General features: G+C 68.2%; 13 protein-coding genes. 7 read left to right on the forward strand and 6 right to left on the reverse strand.

The genetic code is table 11. From position 1 onward, the window contains the following. The 6 genes from ABD663_RS11940 to ABD663_RS11965 all read right to left on the reverse strand — a co-directional run bounded on the left by ABD663_RS11940 (position 1) and on the right by ABD663_RS11965 (position 7,264). Complete coding sequence (locus ABD663_RS11940) at positions 1–1,161, reverse strand: mandelate racemase/muconate lactonizing enzyme family protein (RefSeq protein ID WP_344738806.1); 1,161 nt, start codon at positions 1,159–1,161, stop codon at positions 1–3. 119 nt (positions 1,162–1,280) lie between these two features. Next, positions 1,281–2,576, reverse strand: a complete 1,296-nt coding sequence (locus ABD663_RS11945; RefSeq protein ID WP_344738808.1) for an ABC transporter substrate-binding protein — start codon at positions 2,574–2,576, stop codon at positions 1,281–1,283. 119 nt (positions 2,577–2,695) lie between these two features. Then, positions 2,696–3,382: a GntR family transcriptional regulator gene (locus ABD663_RS11950; RefSeq protein WP_344738810.1), complete on the reverse strand. Its 687-nt coding sequence runs from the start codon at positions 3,380–3,382 to the stop codon at positions 2,696–2,698. 28 nt (positions 3,383–3,410) lie between these two features. Beyond that, complete coding sequence (locus ABD663_RS11955; RefSeq protein ID WP_344738812.1) at positions 3,411–5,330, reverse strand: glycoside hydrolase family 127 protein; 1,920 nt, start codon at positions 5,328–5,330, stop codon at positions 3,411–3,413. A 65-nt stretch (positions 5,331–5,395) separates the two neighbouring features. After that, positions 5,396–6,304, reverse strand: coding sequence for a carbohydrate ABC transporter permease (locus tag ABD663_RS11960; RefSeq protein WP_344738814.1), 909 nt, complete (start codon positions 6,302–6,304; stop codon positions 5,396–5,398). Positions 6,305–6,307: 3 nt separating this feature from the next. Beyond that, positions 6,308–7,264 carry a carbohydrate ABC transporter permease gene (locus ABD663_RS11965; RefSeq protein WP_344738816.1) on the reverse strand — a complete coding sequence of 319 codons (957 nt, stop codon included), beginning with the start codon at positions 7,262–7,264 and terminating at the stop codon, positions 6,308–6,310. Between the two features lie 120 nt (positions 7,265–7,384). Here ABD663_RS11965 and ABD663_RS11970 point away from each other — a divergent pair, with 120 nt between their 5' ends. The 7 genes from ABD663_RS11970 to pulA all read left to right on the forward strand — a co-directional run bounded on the left by ABD663_RS11970 (position 7,385) and on the right by pulA (position 22,050). Beyond that, on the forward strand, positions 7,385–10,273 hold the full coding sequence (locus ABD663_RS11970) for a glycoside hydrolase family 2 TIM barrel-domain containing protein (protein WP_344738818.1): 2,889 nt from the start codon (positions 7,385–7,387) through the stop codon (positions 10,271–10,273). A 53-nt stretch (positions 10,274–10,326) separates the two neighbouring features. Next, positions 10,327–10,980, forward strand: a complete 654-nt coding sequence (locus tag ABD663_RS11975; RefSeq protein ID WP_344738821.1) for a GntR family transcriptional regulator — start codon at positions 10,327–10,329, stop codon at positions 10,978–10,980. Further along, the gene (locus ABD663_RS11980) at positions 10,977–12,497 is read left to right on the forward strand and encodes an MmgE/PrpD family protein (protein ID WP_344738823.1); all 1,521 of its coding nucleotides are present in this window, start codon (positions 10,977–10,979) and stop codon (positions 12,495–12,497) included. Before ABD663_RS11975 ends, ABD663_RS11980 begins: the two co-directional genes overlap by 4 nt. Positions 12,498–12,615: 118 nt before the next feature. After that, a complete protein-coding gene (gene prpB, locus ABD663_RS11985; protein WP_344738825.1) occupies positions 12,616–13,515 on the forward strand; it encodes a methylisocitrate lyase in 900 nt (299 codons plus the stop codon). A gap of 19 nt (positions 13,516–13,534) precedes the next feature. Next, positions 13,535–14,728: a bifunctional 2-methylcitrate synthase/citrate synthase gene (locus ABD663_RS11990; RefSeq protein WP_344738827.1), complete on the forward strand. Its 1,194-nt coding sequence runs from the start codon at positions 13,535–13,537 to the stop codon at positions 14,726–14,728. A gap of 13 nt (positions 14,729–14,741) precedes the next feature. Then, positions 14,742–15,920, forward strand: coding sequence for a thiolase family protein (locus ABD663_RS11995; protein ID WP_344738829.1), 1,179 nt, complete (start codon positions 14,742–14,744; stop codon positions 15,918–15,920). A 115-nt stretch (positions 15,921–16,035) separates the two neighbouring features. Next, positions 16,036–22,050 carry a pullulanase-type alpha-1,6-glucosidase gene (gene pulA / locus ABD663_RS12000; RefSeq protein WP_344738831.1) on the forward strand — a complete coding sequence of 2,005 codons (6,015 nt, stop codon included), beginning with the start codon at positions 16,036–16,038 and terminating at the stop codon, positions 22,048–22,050. Positions 22,051–22,053 lie beyond the last annotated feature (3 nt).

Genomic DNA, 22,053 nt, shown 5'->3' on the forward strand with positions numbered 1-22,053 from the left:
TCAGCGGTCGATTTCGAAGTGGCGCATGAATTCCTCGTTGATCGCGATACCCAAGCCCGGACCGGTCGGCGGCGCCGCGCATCCGTCGGCGGCGACCTGACCCCGGATGTCCAGTGGAACCTCGAGGAGCTCCTCAAGGAAGCGGTTGTCGGTCGTGTCGAACTCGAGCATCGGCGACGCCGGATGCGCGCCACCGGGAAGGTCTGGCATCGCCGTGAGCAGGTGCAGGTTGGCCGCCACCGCGACCGCTGAGCCCCACACATGATTGACGACGGGCACGAAATGCGCGTGCGCCATCGCGAGCACCTTGAGGTACTCCGAGACGCCACCCAGCGCGCAGACCTCCGGCTGCGCGATGTCCAGAGCCCTCTTCTCGAGCAGGTTTCGCCAACCCCATCGGGTGAACTCCGCCTCGCCGCCCGAGATGCTCACATCGAGGTGGGTGGTGAGGTAGCGGTAACCGGCGTGGTCCTCCGGCGCCACCGGTTCCTCGAACCAGTTGACGTCGAGTCGCTCCAGCTCGCGGCCGACACGGAACGCCTCTTCGGTTGTGTAGCAGTGGTTCGCGTCGACCATGAGACCCATGTCGGGCCCGATGGCCTCGCGTACCGACTCGACGAGCTTCACATCCTGCTTGACCCCGAGCCCGATCTTCATCTTCGTGGCGACGAAGCCTGCTGCCTTGATCTGCTGGGCTTCGTCGCGGAAGCGGGCAGCGAGGTCGTCGACGCGCTGCAGCATCATCCCGTACCCGTACACGGGCACTCGTTCGCGGAACTGCCCACCGACGAGCTGGTGGAGCGGGAGTCCTGCCGCCTTGCCGGCGATGTCCCACAGGGCGATGTCGATGCCCGACAGCGCCTGAATCGGCATGCCGCCTCGCGCGTGGTCGCGCAGCCCGTTATAGACGCAGTGCCAGACAACCTCGCGCTCGAGCGCGTTCATGCCCACGATCATCGGCGCGATCACCTTCTCGACGATCGTCGCATTGGCGACGGCGATCGTGCCCGGACCGAAGCACTCGCCCCAGCCGACGATCCCGTCGTCGGTCTCCACGCGCACGAGGTGGGTCGACCGGGTGTCGTAGTACTTCTGCGAGAAGCCCAGCTGCTCTTTGAGGTCGTACTGCAGCACATGACTGCTCACTCGAGCGATCCTCATCGTGCCCTCGTCTCGCGCGCGCGACGTGTGATGTCCATGGTTCCGTTCCTGCTCGTGGTCTGTGGTGCGTCGAGAGCAGTCGGGTGCGGTCCCGCGGGGACCGCACCCGACTGGACGGGTCAGCTTCCGAAGGCCTGCTGCGACGCCTGCTCCAGCGCCTCCAGCACGCGCTGAGCCTCATCGGGGTTCGCGAGGAACCGTGCGAACTCGCGCTTGGCGACATCGGTCACCTGCGGTGACGTCGCCAGCTCGAGGTTCTGCTGGAACGATCCCTCTTCCGTCAGCGCCTTCCACCCCTCAGCGAAAGGCCGCACCTCGTCGCTGAAGACGTCGAGCGTCACCTCGCGGTTCGGAGAGAGCACCGGGAACTCCTGGACGTACTCGGTCGCCTGCGCAGTACTCGAGAAGCAGTCGAGCACCGCGTAGACATCCTCCGCGTTGTCGCGAGCGCCGCTGGTCGCCCAGCCCTCCATAGCGCCCTCGGCCGAGGGGCCGGCGCTCGGGTCGATCTCGGGGAAGGGGAAGGCCTCGAAGTCCTGGCCCGGCACGAGACCGGAGTTCGTGAGTGCGTCCACCGCCCACGGACCCATGAGCATCATCGCCGCGCGCCCATCGGCCATGGCCGGGGTCATCTCGTCCCACGAGATGCTGGTGATGTTGTCGTTGAACGCGCCCGCCTCGAGCAGATCCGCCCACAGGTCCATCGCCTCGACGACCTTCGGGTCGAGATAGCTCTCCTCGCCCTGCATGAGGCGCGCCCGGAACTCGGGTCCGGCCGTGCGCATTACCAGGTAATCGAACCACAGCAACGGCTCCCAGCCGAGGGACGAACCCAGGATGATCGGGGTCACGCCGCTTGCGGCGATCTTCTCGGTGACGTCGACGAACTCGTCCCACGTCGTCGGCGCACTGAGACCGAGCTCCTCGAACACGTCCGTGCGGTAGTAGAACTCGTTCGGTTGCACGTTGAACGGCATGACATAAACTTCGCCGTCCACCTCGGTCGCGCCGAGGTTGACGCCCTCGACGTAGCGCGGCGCGACCGTCTCGTTGTAGAAGTCGGTGATCGGGGCGATCACGCCGTTCTCGGCCTGGAAGAGAGGACGACCGCCTGGCCAGAGCGCGTAGATGTCGGGCGGAGAGGCGCTGCTGAGCGTGACCGGCAGCTGCACCTCGTAGTCGCCGGGGGGCACACTGCTGATCTCGATCTCGATGTCGGGAAGCTCTGCGTTGCATCGCTCCAGGGTGTTCTCCACCGCGTCCTTGTGGCTTTCCGTCCAACGGTGGAAGACGGTGACCGTACCGTCGCCTTCGGGCTTGTCGCTGTCGCCGCCGGTGGTGCCGCCGCTGCAGGCGGTGGTGCCCACCAGGACGGCGGCCGTCGTGAGCGCGATCGCTCCGACTCGTCTGCGCATGTCGTACTCCTTCTTTGCAGTGTGTTCTTGCGGGATTTTGCGCGCGTTGGTGCGCCATCGGAGCGTGTGCGCCGATGTGGGATTGGGGTCAGTGCCCCAACGTCAGGGGGCCGAGACGGTCACTCGAGCAATCGAAGCTCGTTCCGGTGGATCGAGTCGGACATGTTCTGCTGGGCCATCGCCGCGGCCGAGGTCGCGTCACCTGCTTGGATCCGCTCGACCAAGCCCCGGTGCAGCTCGTAGGTCTCTTCCCAGTCGAATGCGTCGAAGCTTCCGTTCACGATGGCCAGGAAGATCGGTCCGCTCAGGTTGTGGAGTGTCTTGACGAGGTAGGGGTTGGAGGAGAGATTCCAAATCGACTCGTGAAGTGCGAGGTCGGCGAGGACGAACGCGCCGCGGTCTCGTTCTCGTATCGCGACATGCATCGCCTCCAGGTGACGCGAGATCGCGGCGTCGTGCGCGGCGTCGCCGTTGCATGCCGCCCGCGTCGCCGCGTGCACCTCGAGGGGCGCGCGCACTTCAAGCATCGCGACGATGTCCATCGAAGACGGCTGGATCACCTTCCGGCGTCCGCGCACGTTCTCCACCAGGCCCTGGATTTCCATCTCGAGCAGCGCTTCGCGCACGGGTCCGCGGCTGATTCCGAGGAGTTCTGCCACGTCGCGCTCCACGAGCGCGGTGCCGGGCGGGATCGTTCCCGAGATCACGTGCGCGCGCAGTTTCTGCACGGCGAGATCTTTCAGGTTGCTGCGCTGAAGCGTGGTGTCCCCCAGATCGCTCAGGCGCGTCGACTCTGGACGGTTCATTCTGACTCCGCTCTTTCCTGGTTGTCACTCATGCGATCGGTAGCCATACGCTCATCTTCGACACCCCGCGATTGCCCCAGGTGAAGTAGGGAACCAGGTTCGCCGTCAGCGGCTGGCCCTCGTTCTCGACCGCCGGTGCATACAGCCTGCCGTGCGTCGTGCGCGGACGGTGGATCAGTTCCGCCGCGAGGCCCTGCGTGTCCCCGGGTGCCTCGGCGGTTGGCGTCAGGTTCGGCACGGCGTCCGCGGGGAGGTAGACGTCCTCAATGGCGACATCTGCCGGCAGGTCCACGGACTCGAGCGCATACACCACAGGCCCCCGCTGCACGGCCAGATGGTTCCGGGTGGCTTCGACGCGAGGATCGGCGGCGATCAGAACCGAGGCGAGCGGCAGGCCCAGCTCGATGGTGTCTCCGGGTGCCCACGAACGCTCTAGCCGAAGGTAGTCACCCGCCAGAACGCCGTCGACCGGCTCGCCGTTCACAGTCGCCGAGGCCCCTACCGCCCACTCGGGGATGCGCAGCACGAAGGCGAACTCGCCGATGGGAACCGCGTCCAGTGCCACCGTCACCCGCCCGTCCCACGGGAACTGCGTCGTCTGGGTGAACGCGAGGCGCTGCCCGTCCGGCAGGGTGGTGTCGACGGTCGATCCGCCGAATTGGTGGATCCATAGTTCGTTCTCGTCGAGCCCGTAGAAGAGCTCGTGCAGACGCGCCAGGAATCGGCTGACCTGGACCGGGCAGCAGTAGCACGTGAAGGTCGTCCACCGCTGGGGCGCATCCTGGCTCAGAAGCTCGTGCTCCCCGCCGTACCAGCGCAGGGGGTTGGTGTAGCAGAAGCTCTCGCCGTCGAGGCTCACTCCTGACAGGCCCGCGTTGTAGATGACCCGCTCGACGACAGAGGGGAACCGTGCGTCGCGCAGGATCCCGTTCATGCGGTGACCGAGCATCGCGAGCGAGAGGTTCGCGCACGTCTCGTTGTAGGCGGTCGAATTGGGGAGCTCGAAGTCGAGCCCGAACGCCTCCCACACCAAGTGGTGGCGCGTGCTTCCGGAGAAGTGGTGGCTCCCGATGCCGCCCGTGACGTACATCCGGCGCTCGGTCATGCTCTCCCAGATCCGCTCGACCGCCCGCACCAGCTCCTCGTCGCCGGTCTCGGATGCGACATCGATCGCGCCCGCCCATAGGTACGGGCCTGTCACCGCGTGCCCGACTGCCTGCGTCTCACGACGCAGCGGGACGTAGTCCTGGTTCTGATCGGTGCCTCCCGGCTGCCACCCGCGATTCTCGACGAACATCTCGGCGAGCTCGACGTACCGACGGTTCCCGGTGACGCGGAACAGATCGACCAGCCCCATGATGTGAGACGGGTTCCAGCAGAAGTGCGCGAGCTCCGGCGGGCGGTGCCCGAACGTCCGGTCGATGTACTCCGCGTTGCGGGTCGCGATATCGAGGAAGTTGCGTCGACCGGTCACTTCGAAGTGGGTGGCCGCGGCGGTGAGCAGGTGGCCCATGTTGTAGAGCTCGTGGTTGTGCGTGTTCGTCCACGGCTCGATCTCGGGCGAGAGTTGCACGTAGGTCGAGATGTAGCCGCTCGGCTCCTGGGCGCGTCCGATCATCTCCACGTGCTCGTCGACTTCGGCGATGAGAGCCTCGTCGCCCGTCCGCGAGTAGATGAGCGTCAATGCCTCGAGGTACTTGTAGCAGTCGCCGTCGCTCCACTCCACTCCGCGCGGGCCCGTGCCCGACGCGAGATTGGCCGCCCGGGCGAAGTTGCCGATGTACGTCGCGTTCGTGGGATCGTGCAACGCGCGCCGCTGGCTCGGGATCGTGCCCTCGAGCAGCGCGTCCCATCGGTCGGCCCAGAAACCAGTCGTCCAGGTGACCTCCTGCGCGTTCAATGAGCGGAGGCGGGGGCGGATCTTCGGGGCGGTCGTCGTGGCCGACATGGGGGTCCTTTCGGTGGGTCGTTCGGTCGCAGTGTCTGAGATCGGAGGGGTGGGGGTGCTCGCGGTCATCCCTTCACCGAGCCCATCGTCAGGCCCTTGATGAAGTGGCGCTGGAACACGAGGAACACGATGATGGTCGGCAGCGTGGCGAGCAGAGATCCCGCGGCCACGAGCGGCCAGTCCACCTGGTACTCGCCCTGGAACGCGATGATTCCGGCAGTGATCGGCTTCATGTTGTCGCTCTGGGTGAGGACGAGCCCCCACAGCAGGTCGTTCCAGACCCAGGTGAACAGGAAGATCGACAGGGCGGCGAAGGCCGGACGGGTCAGCGGGATGAAGATCCGGCCGAAGATCTGCATCTCGTTCGCGCCGTCGATCAGCGCTGCGTTGCGCAGGTCGCGGGGGACGGCGTTGAAGAAGTTCGTGAGGATGAGGACCGAGATGCCCAGATTGCGCATGCCGTGCACGAGGATCAGGCCGAGGTAGGTGTCGTACAGGCCGAGCGCATTGATGATGCCGAACACGGGGATCAGCTGCACGTGGATAGGGATGAAGCCGCCGGCGATGAGCAGGAGGAATATCAGCTTCCGGCCAGGAAACCGGAACTGGCTGATCGCGTAAGCAGCGAGTGCGCCGACCAGGCACGCGACGATGACGGCCGGGATCGTCGTCACGAACGACGCGAAGAAGTTCGGGATCAGCTCGGGGAAGGCGAACGTGTAGGCATCGAAGGAGAACGACTCCGGCAGCGCCCATGGGCCGTTCTGCGCGATGTCCTCCTGGGTTCGCAGCGAGATGAGAAAGGTTCCGACGATCGGGATCGCGAAGAGGATCGCGATCAGGATGACCGTCACGCTCGTCGCAGAATCCAGGAAGCGGTGACGCGAGGGGGTGCGGTGCCGACGCGAGGTCGGCGCGACGAGCGCCTGCGTGGCGGACACATCGAGCGGTGTGGTCGAGAGGTCGTTCGACATGGCTCAGTTCTCCTCTTCCTGCATTCGATTCATCCGCAGGAGGTACGGGACCACGAAGAGTGCGGCGATCAGCGTGATGACGACCGCCATCGCGGCCCCGTAGCCGAAGTTGCCGTTGAAGAAGGTCTCAACGTACATCCGGTATCCGAGTACGTCGGAGCTGCCGAAGGGACCACCTCGCGTCATGGCCAGTACGAGGTCGGTCGTCAGCAGTGCACCGATGAAGGCCGAGGACATCACGATCATCGTCGCGGGACGTAGCGAGGGCAGAGTCACGTGGCGGAACACCTGAAACGTGTTTGCGCCGTCGATCTTCGCGGCCTCGACCAGTTCGTGCGGGATGCCGGTGAGGCCGGCGAGGAAGATGACCATGAAGAAGGCGGTCTCGCGCCAGCCGCCCGCGATCATGAGTGACAGCAGCACCCACTCCGAGCCGAGCCACTCCTGCTGGAGCCCTTCGAGTCCGACCCCCGCGAGCGTGATGTCGATGAGCCCGGTGTCCGGCTGGTAGATGAATGTCCAGATCGCCGCGATCGCCGGCGCGGACAGCGCGAGCGGGATGAAGAACAGCGTCTTGATGACCTTCGACTGGATCGCGCGGTTCAGCATGAGCGCGAGGAAGAGTGCGAGGCCGACCGGAACCGTCAGATTGAAGACGATCCAGAGGATCGTGTGGGCGAACGCTTCGTGGAAGTACGGGTCACCCATGAGCCGGACGAAGTTGCCGAAGCCGATGAAGTCGCCATCGCCGCGTGTGCCTACCGTGTTGGTCAGGCTCAGATAGAAGGTGCGAATGATCGGCCACAAGCCCAGCGAGCCGAAGAGCACAAGGGCCGGCAAGACGAAGAACCAGGGTGTGAGCTTGGCGGTCGTCAGGGGCGTCCGGCGACGACGGGGTCGTGAGCCAGGGCGCGGAGCGCCTTCGTCGACCGGTGTCGATGGCGATGTCAGCGTTGACATGGAGCGACCTCTTTGGTGCATTGTATGATGGTTGACCAAATACTAAACACATGCTGCGCGGGACCGCAAGACTCGATCGAGCGTCGACTGCGTGGAGTTCTGTTCGAAGGTGAATTGCGGATGCTTCCCGTCATCGGGGCCGTGCGCCCCTGGGCCGACCCCAGTCAGACCGCCATCCGGCGTATGCCGGCACTCGCCCGGGGGTCTGCGGCTTCCCGCTACAGTCTCGATGGACTGTGGCGGTTCCGCTTGTTCGAGCGCCCGGAGGACGTGCCCGAGGCGGCGCTGCTCGGTGCCACCGACGGGGCGGAGTGGTCGACCATCGGTGTGCCGGGAGTGTGGACCCAGACGGGGGTGGACGACCTGCCGCACTATACGAACATCGTGATGCCCTTCGCGGGGCCGCCGCCGGCGCTTCCCGAGCGCAACCCCACCGGTGTCTACCGCCGCATTCTCGACGCCCCTGCGCGCCGCACGGATGATCGGGCCGTGCTTTCGATCGGTGGGGCCTTCAGTGTGCATGCCGTCTACATCAACGGCCGGTTTGCCGGGTACGGGACGGATGCCCGCCTGGCCAGTGAATACGACGTCACCGAACTTCTCATCGACGGCGCGAACGACATCGCGATCGTCGTGGTCCGCCACAGCGCCCACAGCTACATCGAAGATCAGGATGCCTGGTGGCAGGCGGGCCTCCACCGTTCGATCACCCTGTCGGTCGGACCCGCCGTCTCCATCGCCGATGTACGTGTCGACGCCGACTGGGACCCCGACGCGTACCGAGGAACCCTCGCCGTCCGTGCCGTGGTCGCAGGGGAGCCGGTGCCGGGAGCCACGTCCGTGCGCGTGACCCTGACGGGGCATGGCCTCGACGTCGGCACGGATCGGATCGAGGTCGATGGCGCACACACCGACACGTATCGCTTTCGCGACTTTGATGCGTCGGCTGCGTTCGGCGACTTGGCCGTGGAGCCGTGGAGTGCAGAGTCGCCGGTGCTGTACGACTGCCGGGTCGAACTGTTCGACGCGGCGGGGGCAGCGCTTGATGTCGTCAACGTGCGGGTTGGGTTTCGGCGGGTTGAGATAGTGGGTCCCGATCTGCTGGTGAACGGGCGGCGGGTGTGGATCCACGGCGTGAATCGGCACGATCACCATCCGGACCGAGGCGCTGCGGTGTCTGTCGGCGACCTGCGAGCAGATCTGGTGCAGATGCGACGGCACAACATCACCGCCATCCGAACAGCGCACTATCCGAACCGGCCAGAGTTCCTCGACCTGTGCGACGAACTCGGCTTCTATGTGGTGGCAGAGGCGAACATCGAGTCGCACGCGTACAACTGGCATCTCTGCGACAGGCCTGAGTATCGGCAGGCCTGGGTGGAGCGGGTCGCACGGATGGTGGAGCGCGATCGCAACCATCCCAGCGTGATCATGTGGAGCCTGGGCAATGAGTCCGGGTACGGAGCGAATCATGACGCGGCCGCAGGGTGGCTGCGACGGGCGGACCTCTCACGCCCGCTGCACTACGAAGACGCGATCCGCACGCAAGGTTGGCTCGACGGTGGCCGCCACGCGACCGATGTCGTGTGTCCTATGTATCCGAGCATTCCGGAGGTCGCCGAGTATGGCCGCGCAGTCGCGGAGAAACGGGCCGATCGGCCGTTCATCATGTGCGAGTACAGCCACGCGATGGGCAACGCCAATGGATCGCTCGCTGACTACTGGGACGTCATCCACGCGTGGCCGGGGCTGCAGGGCGGATTCATCTGGGAGTGGAAGGACCACGGGTTGCGTCATCCGAAGGCCCCGGATGGGCGGCTGCACTACGGCGGGATGTTCGGCGAGTCGCCCCACGACGCCAACTTCATCGCCGACGGTCTGGTTTCATCGGACCTGGTGCCGCACCCGGCGATGGCCGAGGTCGCCTGGGTGTATCGACCCGTCGCTACGCGCGTCGCGGACGGTGACCGTCTGGTGATCGAGAACCGTCGGGCCTTCCGCGGTCTTGACGATCTGCGCGCACGATGGGCTCTCATCGTCGATGACGCGCTCACGGAGGGGGAGCTTGACGTGCCCGAGGTGCCACCCGGTCAGTCGACGGCGGTCCCTCTCCCGGTCGCTGTCCCCACGGACCGCTTCGCTGTGCTGACCGTGACATGGGAGACCTGTGCGGACTCCTGGTTCGCGAAGGCCGGGCACCTTATGGCAGCCGATCAGCACGTTGTGGACGGCCCGCCGGGCGCCGACGCCCGCGGTGGGTCGGTGACGGACGTTCCAGGGGTGCTTTCGGGGCCCGAGCCGCAAGTGTGGCGCGGAGCGATCGACAACGACGGCTTCAAGCTCATGCTGGACCGTGCCGCCGCCGAACCGCTGGGATCGCAGTGGCTGCTGCGATGGCTCAAGCAGGGCTTGCACTCGACTCCCGCGAGCGAACTGATCGATCATCGACGAGTTGCGTCGCCGACGATCGAGCGGCACACCTTCGTTGTGCCCGAGCGGCTCGACGGATTGCCGAGGATCGGAGTCCGCTACGAGATCGCCCCGCGATTCACGCGCATGCGCTGGCTCGGGCGCGGGCCCGGCGAGAACTACGCCGACCGCAACCGGGGGAGCATGATCGGCATCTGGGAGTCGGACATCGACCGACTGCCGTACCTCGTGCCCCAGGAGTATGGACTCCGCACGGACGTCCGATGGGTCGAGCTGCACGACCCGAGGACTGGTGACCGCATCCGGATCGAGGCGGCCGCAGCCCCCTTCTCGTTCTCGGCGATCCGCCACACCGCGGAGCAGCTGTTCTCGGTCGAACATGCGTCGGACCTGCTCGAACACCCGTCGCTCGTGCTGAGCATCGACGCCGCCCACCGGGGCGTCGGCAACGGGGCGTGCGGTTCCGACACCCTCGCCGACCACGAGATCCGCGCCGGCGTGCACGAACTGAGCTACCGGATCACCGCGCATACGACGTCCAATTCTGTATACCGTCAGGACCGAAGCGCAGCACTTTGACGCCCTTCGGCCCTGCAGTGTATACATGAAGAGGGTCTTCGGGAGGTGATCGGATGCGCGCGAGCGATCGGGCGTACGCGACGCTCCTCGACGAGATCCAGAGCGGGATCCTGCCCCCGGGCACCGTGCTCGCCGAGACCGAGCAGGCTTCCCGCCTCGGCGTCAGCCGCACGCCGCTGCGCGAAGCGCTCGGCCGCCTCGCGGCCGCAGGCCTCGTGGTGCAGCAGTCGCCGCGGGTCACGGTCGTGAGCGCCATCGACGCCGACGACATCCGCGAGCTCTTCGAGCTGCGCCGCGCCCTCGAAGAGACCGCCGCCCAGCTCGCCGCACTCCGCGGCTCACGCACCGCATTCGCCGCCATCGCGACCGGCCTCGACGACGTGCGTCTGGACGCCGCCGCCGGCCGCGACACCTACTACGCCCTGATCGCCCGCTTCGACGCGGCGATCGACGACGCCGTCGCCAACGACTACCTCACCGCCGCCCTGCGCACGGTGCGCACCCACCTCGTGCGCGTGCGCCGCCTGGCCCGCGACAACCCCGACCGACTCGCGGCGTCCGTCGCCGAGCACCGGCTGATCGCCACCGCCATCGCCGCCGGCGACGCCGAGCTCGCCGCGCACGCCACCCACATCCACCTGCACAACGCCCTGTCGAGCATCCTCGCCTCGCTCGACGAGAACCACACCGATCAAGGAGCAGCATGACCGTCACCCACCACCTCCGCGTCCACCGCAGCGACGAGAACCTCGCGCGCGAGGGCCAGCTCGCCTGGCACATCGCCGAGGTCGCGGCCGACCCGGTCGCCGTCGATCCCGAGGTCGTCGACATGATCATCAACCGGATCATCGACAACGCGGCCGTCGCCGCGGCATCCCTCACCCGCGCCCCCGTCAGCGCGGCGCGCCAGCAGGCGCTCGACCACGCCGTGTCGGTCTCGGGCGCCGGCGCCACGATCTTCGGGTGTGCACTCGACCGCCGCACCAGCCCCGAGTGGGCCGCATGGGCGAACGGCGTCGCCGTGCGCGAACTCGACTACCACGACACCTTCCTCGCCGCCGACTACTCGCACCCCGGCGACAACATCCCGCCGATCGTCGCCGTCGCCCAGCACGTCGGCGCCGACGGTGCAGCGCTCGTGCGCGGTCTCGCGACCGGCTACGAGATCCAGATCGACCTGGTGCGCGCGATCTGCCTGCACAAGCACAAGATCGACCACGTCGCCCACCTCGGTCCCTCGGCTGCGGCCGGCATCGGCACTCTGCTCGACCTCGACGTCGAGACCATCTACCAGGCGGTCGGGCAGGCGCTGCACACCACGACCGCGACCCGGCAGTCGCGCAAGGGCGAGATCTCCACCTGGAAGGCGCACGCCCCGGCCTTCGCAGGCAAGATGGCCGTCGAGGCCGTCGACCGCGCGATGCGCGGTGAGACCTCGCCGTCGCCCATCTACGAAGGTGAAGACGGTGTCATCGCGTGGATGCTCGACGGCCCGGATGCCACCTACGACGTGCCGTTGCCGGCCGAAGGCGAGCCCAAGCGCGGCATCCTCGACTCGTACACGAAGGAGCACTCGGCCGAGTACCAGGCACAGGCGTGGATCGACCTGGCCCGCAAGCTGCACAACGAGGCATCCTTCGACCCGGCCGACGTCGACTCGATCGTGCTGCACACCTCGCACCACACGCACTACGTGATCGGTTCGGGCGCGAACGACCCGCAGAAGTACGACCCCACGGCGTCGCGCGAGACCCTCGACCACTCGATCCCGTACATCTTCGCGGTCGCGCTGCAGGATGGCGGATGGCACCACGTCGACTCGTACACGCCCGAGCGCGCGGGGCGCGAAGACACCGTCGCGCTGTGGCACAAGGTCACCACCGCCGAGGACGAGGAGTGGACGCGCCGCTACCACTCCGACGACCCGAACGAGAAGGCGTTCGGCGGCCGCGTCGTCATCACGCTGACCGACGGCACCGTGATCGAGGACGAGATCGCCGTCGCCGACGCGCATCCGCTCGGCGCGCGCCCGTTCGCCCGAGAGGACTACATACGCAAGTTCCGTCTGCTGGCCGAGCCGGTGCTCGACGCTTCCGAGATCGAGCGATTCCTCGAGCTCGCCCAGCGCCTGCCCGAGCTCACCGCCGACGAGGTGCGCGCGCTGTCGATCGTCGCCAAGCCGGGCGTCCTCGCCGGGGCGCCGGCGCCGAAGGGTCTGTTCTGATGCTGGCGCTCGTGGCTGCACGAACTTCGGAGAATCGCGCGAACCTCGGAGCCCAGCGCCCGAATCATCCGAAGTTCGTGACATTCTCCGGACTTCGTGGCGCAGAGGGGGAGAGCTGATGCTGTACTCCACGGTGTCGGCGGGCGAGAAGCGGCGGCTCTTCCGCGAGCGACTCGCGTCGGGCGAGCTGTTGCGCTTCCCGGGCGCGTTCAATCCGCTCTCGGCGCGGCTCATCGAGCGCAAAGGGTTCGAGGGCGTGTACATCTCGGGGGCGGTGCTGTCGGCCGACCTGGGCCTGCCCGACATCGGGCTGACGACGCTGACCGAGGTCGCCGGTCGTGGGCAGCAGATCGCGCGCATGACCGACCTGCCGGCGATCATCGACGCCGACACCGGCTTCGGTGAGCCCATGAACGTGGCGCGCACGATCCAGACCCTCGAGGATGCGGGCCTGGCCGGCACCCACATCGAGGATCAGATCAACCCCAAGCGGTGCGGCCACCTCGACGGCAAGAGCGTCGTCGACGAGGACACCGCGATCAAGCGGATCCGGGCGGCCGCCGACGCGCGCCGCGACGAGAATTTCCTCATCATGGCGCGCACCGACATCCGCGCCGTCGAGGGGCTCGAGTCGGCGATCGACCGCGCGAAGGCGCTGGTGGATGCCGGCGCCGACGCGATCTTCCCCGAGGCCATGCGCACGCTCGACGAGTTCGCCGCAGTGCGCGCGGCGGTCGACGTGCCGATCCTCGCCAACATGACCGAGTTCGGGAAGTCCGACCTGTTCAGCGTCGACCAGTTGCGCGACGTCGGCGTGAACATCGTGATCTGGCCGGTGTCGCTGCTGCGCATCGCGATGGGCGCGGCATCCCGTGCGCTCGATACGCTCGAGACGGACGGGCACCTCACCGCGAAGCTCGACGAGATGCAGCACCGCGCCGATCTGTACGACCTCATCGACTACGAGCAGTACAGCCGCTTCGACCAGAACGTCTTCGACTTCCACATCACCCGCTGAGCGCCGCGAAGGAGCACGCATGACCGACCCGACACAGATCAAGAAGGGCCTTGCCGGTGTGGTCGCGGACTACACCGCGATCAGCAAGGTGAACCCCGAGACCAACTCGCTGCTGTACCGGGGCTATCCGGTGCAGGAGCTCGCGGCGACCCAACCGTTCGAGGCGGTCGCGTACCTGCTGTGGAACGGCGAGCTGCCGGATGCCACGCAACTGGCCGAGCTGCGCGCCGCCGAGCGCGCCAACCGGGCGCTGCCCGACGATGTGAAGGCGGCGATCGATCTGGTGCCCGTCGACGCGCATCCGATGGATGAGGTGCGCACGGCGCTGAGCCTCTACGGCGCCCGCGACCTCGCCGGCATCGGCTCGGTGCTCGACGCGAGCGGCACACCCGCCGAGAATCTGGACCGCAGCATCCGCCTGTTCGCCGTGCTGCCCGCGATCGTCGCCTACGGCCAGCGACGGCGCCGCGGCGAAGACCTCGTCGAGCCGCGCGAAGATCTCGACTACGCGGCGAACTTCCTCTGGATGACCTTCGGTGAAGAGGCGGACGACGTGGTCGTCGACGCCTTCAACCGCTCGATGATCCTGTACGCCGAGCACTCGTTCAACGCGTCGACGTTCACCGCGCGCGTGGTCACCTCGACGCTGAGCGACCTGTATTCGGCGGTCGTGGCGGCCGTCGGCGCCCTCAAGGGACCGCTGCACGGCGGGGCGAACGAGGCGGTGCTGCACGTCTTCGACGAGATCGGTTCGGCCGACAACGTCGCGCCGTGGCTCGACGAGGCGCTCGCGTCCAAGCGCAAGATCATGGGCTTCGGCCACCGCGTGTACAAGCGCGGCGACTCGCGCGTGCCCACGATGAAGGCCGCCCTCGACTCCCTGGTCGCGCACTACGACCGACCCGACGTCGCCGCGCTGTACGACGCGCTCGAGAGCGAGTTCGTCAGCCGCAAGGGCATCTACCCGAACCTCGACTATCCGTCGGGGCCGGCCTACCAGCTCATCGGGTTCGACACGCCGACCTTCACGCCGCTGTTCGTCGCCGCCCGCGTCACCGGGTGGACCGCGCACATCATGGAGCAGCTGTCGGCGAACGCGCTGATCCGCCCGCTGTCGGCGTACAGCGGACCCGACGAGCGGCACATCGACGGCTACGTGCCCGACACCGCCGCGATCGACATCGCCGAGCGTCCCGAAGAAGCAGCCGGCTGAGCGGAGAGCTGCCATGAGAGACGCCGTCATCGTCGACGTCGTTCGCACGCCGGCCGGGCGCGGAAAGCCCGGAGGCGCGCTGAGCGGCATCCACCCCGTCGACCTCGCGGCCGACGTGCTCCGAGCGGTGCTGATGCGCAGCGGCCTGGAATCCCGACAGATCGACGATGTGATCCTCGGGTGCGTCAGTCAGGTCGGCGACCAGGCGATGAACATCGCGCGCCAGGTGACCCTCGCCGCCGGCTTCGACGAGGGCGTGCCGGCGACCACCGTCGACCGCCAGTGCGGATCGAGCCAGCAGGCCGCGCACTTCGCCGCGCAGGGTGTGATGTCGGGTGCGTACGACATCGTGATCGCCGGCGGCGTCGAGTCGATGAGCCGTGTGCCACTCGGATCGTCGCGCGTCGGCGGCTCGCTCTCGCGCGGCATCGCGGACCGCTACCCCGAGGGACTCGTGAACCAGGGGGTCTCGGCCGAGCTCATCGCCGCGAAGTGGTCTCTCGCCCGCGACGAACTCGACGCCTTCGCGGCCGAGTCGCACCGTCGCGCGGCCGAAGCCTGGCACGCGGGACGCTTCGACAACCAGGTGATCCCCGTGCTCGGCGACGGCCCCGACGCGGTGTCGTTCGACGAGACGGTTCGCGCGGGGACGACCGTCGAGGGGCTCGCCGGGCTGCGGTCGGCGTTCCGCACCGACGAGCTCGCCGCCCGATTCCCCGACGTGGGGTGGAACATCACCGCGGGCAACTCGTCGCCACTGACGGATGCCGCATCCGCCGCGCTCATCATGGGTGCCGACACCGCGGAGCATCTGGGCTTGACGCCCCGGGCACGCTTCCACGCCTTCGCGGTCGTCGGCGACGACCCGATGCTGATGCTCACGGGACCGATTCCCGCCACTCGGCGCGTCCTCGACCGTGCGGGCCTGTCGGCCGGCGACATCGACGCCTTCGAGGTCAATGAGGCGTTCGCGTCGGTACCCCTCGCCTGGCTGCGCGAATTCGACGTCGACCCGGCGAAGCTCAACCCGTGGGGCGGGGCGATCGCGCTCGGGCATGCGGTCGGGGCGTCGGGGACGCGTCTGCTCGGCACCCTCGTCGCGCACCTCGAGGCGACCGGCGGGCGGTACGGCCTGCAGACGATGTGCGAGGGCGGCGGGCTCGCGAACGCGACGATCATCGAGCGGATCTGACGTCGCGACGGATTCACTGCAAGCGCTTGCATTAACCGCTTCCTGCGGGCTACTCTCGGCGGACACGCACCCCCGGCACGACGCCGTGCCTTGAGCCCCGCCCCCAGGAGCCCCTGTGTCGAAGACGACCACAGCCCGTGTCCGCCGCCTCATCGCCGGTCTTGCCGCCGGAGCACTGGTCGTCACGGGGGGAGTGATCGCCGCGGCTCCCGCGACAGCCGCTGAGCGCACCTTCGCCGTTGTCGGCAGCCTGCAATCCGAGATCGGATGCCCCGGCGACTGGCAGCCCGAGTGCACCGCCTCCGAGTTGGCGCCGACCGCGACGGCAGGCGTCTACGCCGCCGAGTTCGAGGTTCCGGCCGGCACCTGGGAGTACAAGGTCGCCGTCGACGACGCGTGGGACGAGTCGTACGGGCTCGAGGGGAACAACATCCCGCTCACCCTCGGGGGTCCGGCGACTCTCCGCTTCCTCTTCGACGACACCACCCACCGGGTGGGGCTCGAGGCGGTCTCGCTGCGCGGCGACTACGAGGCGGCGGATGCCGGCCTCGTGGCCGCGCCGGTGCGCCAGCCCGGCAGCGCAGAGCAGTTCTACTTCGTGATGACCGACCGGTTCGCCAACGGCGACACCACGAACGACACGGCCGGCATCGTCGGCGACCGCCTCGCCCACGGCTTCGACCCGACCGACAAGGCGTTCTTCAACGGGGGCGACCTCGCGGGCCTGCACGGCAAGCTCGACTACATCGAAGGCCTCGGCACCACTGCGATCTGGCTGACGCCGAGCTTCGCCAACAAGCCGGTGCAGGGCACGGGCGCCGATGCGAGCGCGGGCTACCACGGGTATTGGGTCACCGACTTCACCCGCATCGACCCGCACCTGGGCACGAACGCCGAACTCGAAGCGCTTATCGCCGACGCGCACGCCCGCGGCATCAAGGTGTACTTCGACATCATCACGAACCACACCGCCGACGTGATCTCGTACGCCGAGGGCCAGTACTCGTACATCGATCAGGCGACCGAGCCCTACCGTGCCGCCGACGGCACGGCGTTCGACCCGGCCCAGTACGCGGGCACCGGCACGTTCCCCGCCCTCGATGCCGCCACGAGCTTCCCGTACACCCCGGTCGTCGCCCCCGCCGAGGCGGATGCCAAGACCCCGGCGTGGCTGAACGACCCGACGCTGTACCACAACCGCGGCGACTCGACGTGGTCGGGCGAATCGGTCACCTACGGCGACTTCGCCGGTCTCGACGATCTGATGACCGAGCATCCCACCGTCGTCAGCGGCTTCGTCGAGGTCTACCAGGACTGGATCGACCTCGGCATCGACGGCTTCCGCATCGACACCGCCAAGCACGTGAACTTCGAGTTCTGGGAGCAGTGGTCGACTGACGTGCTCGACTACGCGCACGCGGCGGGCAAGCCCGACTTCTTCATGTTCGGTGAGGTCTACGACGCCGACCCGGTCAAGCTCGCCCCGTACATCCGCGACACCGACATGAACTCGGTGCTCGACTTCACCTTCCAGTCGGCGGCGGTCAGCTTCGCCGCCGGCAACAGCGCCAAGGGGCTGCAGTCGCTGTACGCCGGCGACGACCGGTACACGACGCCCGACTCGTCGTCCACGGCGCTGCCGACCTTCCTCGGCAACCACGACATGGGCCGGGTCGGCTACTTCCTGCAGAGCCAGTCGCAGCCGCTGCAGCGCGACCTGCTCGCGCACGATCTGATGTTCCTCGGCCGCGGCCAGCCCGTCGTCTACTACGGCGACGAGCAGGGTTTCGCCGGCGCGGCGCCCGGCAACGACAAGAGCGCGCGCCAGACACTGTTCGCCAGCCAGGTGCCCGAGTACCAGAACCAGAACCTCATCACCGGCGAGACGGCCGGCTCGACCGATCGCTACGCCACCGACGCGCCGGTGTACGAGCACATCGCCGACCTCGCGGCGCTGCGCGCAGCGCACCCGGCGCTCGTGACGGGCGCGCAGATCGAACGCCACGCCGCCGACGGGCCGGGCGTCTACGCCTTCTCGCGCGTCGACCGCGATGCCAAGGTCGAGTACCTCGTCGCCCTCAACAACGCGACCAGCGCTCAGACGGTCGAGCTGTCGACCCTCACGGGCTCGGCCTCGTTCGCGGCGGTCTACGGCGACGGTGCGACCTTCACGACGGATGCCTCGGCGACGGCATCCGTGACCGTGCCGCCGCTGTCGGCGGTGGTCTGGAAGGCCGGTGCCGCGGTCACGGCACCCGCCACCCCGCACTCGCTCACCGTGACGGCGCCCGCAGCGGGAGCCGCGCTCGCGGGCCAGGTCGCCGTCGCCGCCGACATCGATGACGCCACCTGGGCAGAGACGAGCTTCGCGTGGCGCGTGGTCGGTGCAGCCGAGTGGCACCCGCTCGGCACCGCCGAAGACACCGAGCCGCGGGTCTTCCACGACATCCGCGGGCTCGCCCCCGGCACGCTCGTCGAGTACCGCGCGGTGACGACCGATGCCGCGGGTGGCCGCGCTGCGGCATCCACTTACGCTTCGGTCGGCCACAGCGTCGCGCTCGCGGTCGACGACGAGCCCGAGTCGGACATCGACATGGTGACCGTGCCGGGCAGCCTCAACAGCGAGATGGGCTGCGCGGGGGACTGGAGTCCCGGCTGCGACGCGGCGAAGCTGACCCTGCGCAGCGACGGCATCTGGGCGGGCACCTTCGACCTGCCGGCCGGCGACTACGAGTACAAGGTCGCGATCAACGGCTCGTGGGCGATCAACTACGGCGCGAACGGGGCGGCCGACGGTCCGAACATCGCCATCAGCCACGGTGGCGGCGCGATCACGTTCTACTTCGATCCCCGATCGAACATCGTGCAGTCGACGGCCGAAGGCCCCATCGTCACGCTGCCCGGCTCGTACCAGGATGAGATCGGATGCCCCGGCGACTGGCAGCCCGAGTGCCTGGCGAGCCTGATGGCCGACGGCGACCGCGACGGCGTCTACGAGTTCTCGACCGACGAGATCCCTGCCGGTGCCTACGAGGTCAAGGTCGCGCACGGCATGAGCTGGGGCGAGAACTACGGCGAGGGCGGTGCCCCCGGCGGTGCGAACCTGTCGTTCAGCGTCGGCGACGGCGAGCTCGTCGTGTTCCGCTACACGCTCGACACCCACATCCTCGAGATCGTCGTCGAGAATCCGCCGTTGGCCGGCGTGGGCGAGGAGCGCGCCCACTGGATCGACGCCGACACGCTCGTGTGGCCGTCGGGGCTCGGCGCGACCGACGGCGCGGGCTACGAGCTCTACGCCTCGGCCGACGCGTCGATCGCCCTCGGCGACGGCGACGTGACCGGGGCCGACCCGATCGCGCTCGCCGCCGGCGACGGGCTCACCGCCGACCAGGTCGAACGATTCCCGGCGCTCGCCGGCGGTATCGCGCTGCACCTCGACGGCGTGAGCCGCGACGACGTGGCAGCCCTGCTGACCGGACAGCTGATGGTCGCCCAGCGCGACGCCGGGGGTGTGCTCACCGGCTTCACCGGCGTGCAGATCCCGGGCGTGCTCGACGATCTGTACGCGGAAGCCGTCGACGAGGTTGAGCTCGGCGTCAGCTTCCAGGGCAACAAGCCGACGTTCCGGCTGTGGGCGCCGACGGCGCAGTCCGCGACGCTGCTGACGTGGGATGCCGGTGCGACGGGCGACCCGCAGCGCCACGAGGCGGCGCGGGATGCGGCATCCGGAGTCTGGAGCGTGAAGGGCAAGACGGCCCTCAAGGGCGACGAATACCTGTGGGAGGTCGTGGTCTACGCGCCGGCCACCGGGGCGATCGAGACCAACGCGGTCACCGACCCGTACTCGGTCGCGCTCACCCTGAACTCGGAGCGCAGCGTCGCGATCGACCTCGACGACAAGCAGTGGAAGCCGAAGGCGTGGGAGAAGACGAAGGCGCCCATCGTGTCGCGCCCGGTCGATCGCGCGATCTACGAGCTGCACGTGCGCGACTTCTCGATCACCGACGAGAGCGTGCCCGCCGCCGAGCGCGGCACCTACCGTGCCTTCACCCGTGACAGCGCAGGCACGGCGCAGCTGCGGGAGTTGGCGGATGCCGGGATCAACACGGTGCACCTGCTGCCGACCTTCGACATCGCCACGATCGAGGAGGACCGCGCCGCGCAGGCTGTGCCCGACTGCGACCTGTCGTCGTTCGCGCCCGACTCGACCGAGCAGCAGGCGTGCATCGAAGCGGTCGTCGACGCCGACGGCTTCAACTGGGGCTACGACCCGTACCACTACACGGTGCCCGAAGGCTCGTACGCGGTCGATCCCGACGGCGGTGAGCGCGTGCATGAGTTCCGCGAGATGGTCGGGGCGCTGCACGGCATGGGACTGCAGGTCGTGCTCGACCAGGTGTTCAACCACACCGCGCAGTCGGGCCAGGGCGAGAAGAGCGTGCTCGATCGGGTCGTGCCGGGCTACTACCACCGGCTGAATGCGGCGGGAGCCGTCGAGACCTCGACGTGCTGCCAGAACGTGGCGACCGAGCACGAGGTCGCACAGAAGCTCATGGTCGACTCGGTCGTCTCGTGGGCGCGCGACTACAAGGTCGACGGCTTCCGGTTCGACCTGATGGGCCACCACTCGAAGGCGAACATGCTCGCGATCCGCGACGCGCTCGACGAGCTCACCCTCAAGAAGGACGGCGTCGACGGTTCGCGCATCTACCTGTACGGCGAGGGCTGGAACTTCGGCGAGGTCGCGAACAACGCGCTGTTCGAGCAGGCGACGCAAGGTCAGCTCGGCGGCACCGGCATCGGCACGTTCAGCGACCGACTGCGCGATGCCGTGCACGGCGGCAGCCCGGTCGACGGATCGTCGACGTTCTACCAGGGCTTCGGCACCGGCCTGCTGACCGACCCGAACGCGCGCCCCGGGGTGCCCGGCGACGCGGCCGGCGACCTCGCGCGCAAGACCGACCTCGTCAAACTCGGACTCGCAGGCAACCTGCGCGACTTCGAGATGACCGCGGCCGACGGCAGCACGAAGAGCGGCGCCGAGTTCGATTACAACGGCTCGCCCGCCGGCTACGCCGATCAGCCCGACGAGATCATCACGTACGTCGACGCGCACGACAACGAGACCCTGTTCGACCTCGGCGTGCTGAAGCTGCCCGTCGACACGTCGATGGCCGACCGGGTTCGCATGAACACCCTTATGCTCGCCACGACGGCGTACGCGCAGACTCCGTCCTTCTGGCACGCCGGCACCGAGCTGCTGCGCTCGAAGTCGCTCGACCGCAACAGCTACAACTCCGGCGACTGGTTCAACCGCATCGACTGGACCGGCCAGGAGTCGACGTTCGGCTCGGGCCTGCCGAGGGCGGCCGACAACGAGGCGAAGTGGCCGATCATGGCGCCGCTGCTGGCCGACCCGTCGCTGAAGCCCCAGGCATCCGACATCGCCGCGGCCGAGGCGGCAGCGCTCGACCTGCTGCGCACGCGCGACGAGGTGGGGCTGCTGCGCCTCGGATCGGCGGACCTCATCGAGCAGAAGGTGTCGTTCCCGGGCAGCGGCCCCGACGCGGCGCCCGGCGTGATCGTCATGCTGATCGACGACACCGTCGGCGCCGACGTCGACGGTGAGCTCGACGGCGCTCTGGTCGTGTTCAACGCGTCACCCGACGCAGTGTCGCAGGCGCTGCCCGAACTCGCCGGTCGCGAGTTCGCGCTGGCCGACGCGCTGGCCGACGGCGCCGACCCGGTCGTCGCATCGACGACGTGGGATGCCCAGGGTGGCCGGATCACCATCCCGGCTCGTACGGCTGCCGTGCTGGTCGAGGCGGAACCGGTCGGCACCAGGACGTTCGTCGCGCCCACGTCGCTCGTGGTCAAGGCCGGCAGCACGGTGCGCGTCGCCGGGCACGTCTTCGCCGACGACGGCTCGGCCCCGGTCGGAACCGCGACCATCAGCGACAACGGCCGCGTCGTCGCGACGATCGAGCTGGATGCCGCCGACAAGGGCCGCTTCGGTGCGACGGTGACGATCTCGGGTCGCGGGCTGCACTTCCTCCGCACGTCGTTCGTCGGGGCGGGCGCGTACCGCGACTCGCGCATGCCGTTCGCCGCACCGGTCTTCGCGTATTGACGG

Origin of the sequence: Microbacterium awajiense (genome assembly GCF_039536545.1) — a bacterium.
Taxonomy (GTDB): domain Bacteria; phylum Actinomycetota; class Actinomycetes; order Actinomycetales; family Microbacteriaceae; genus Microbacterium; species Microbacterium awajiense.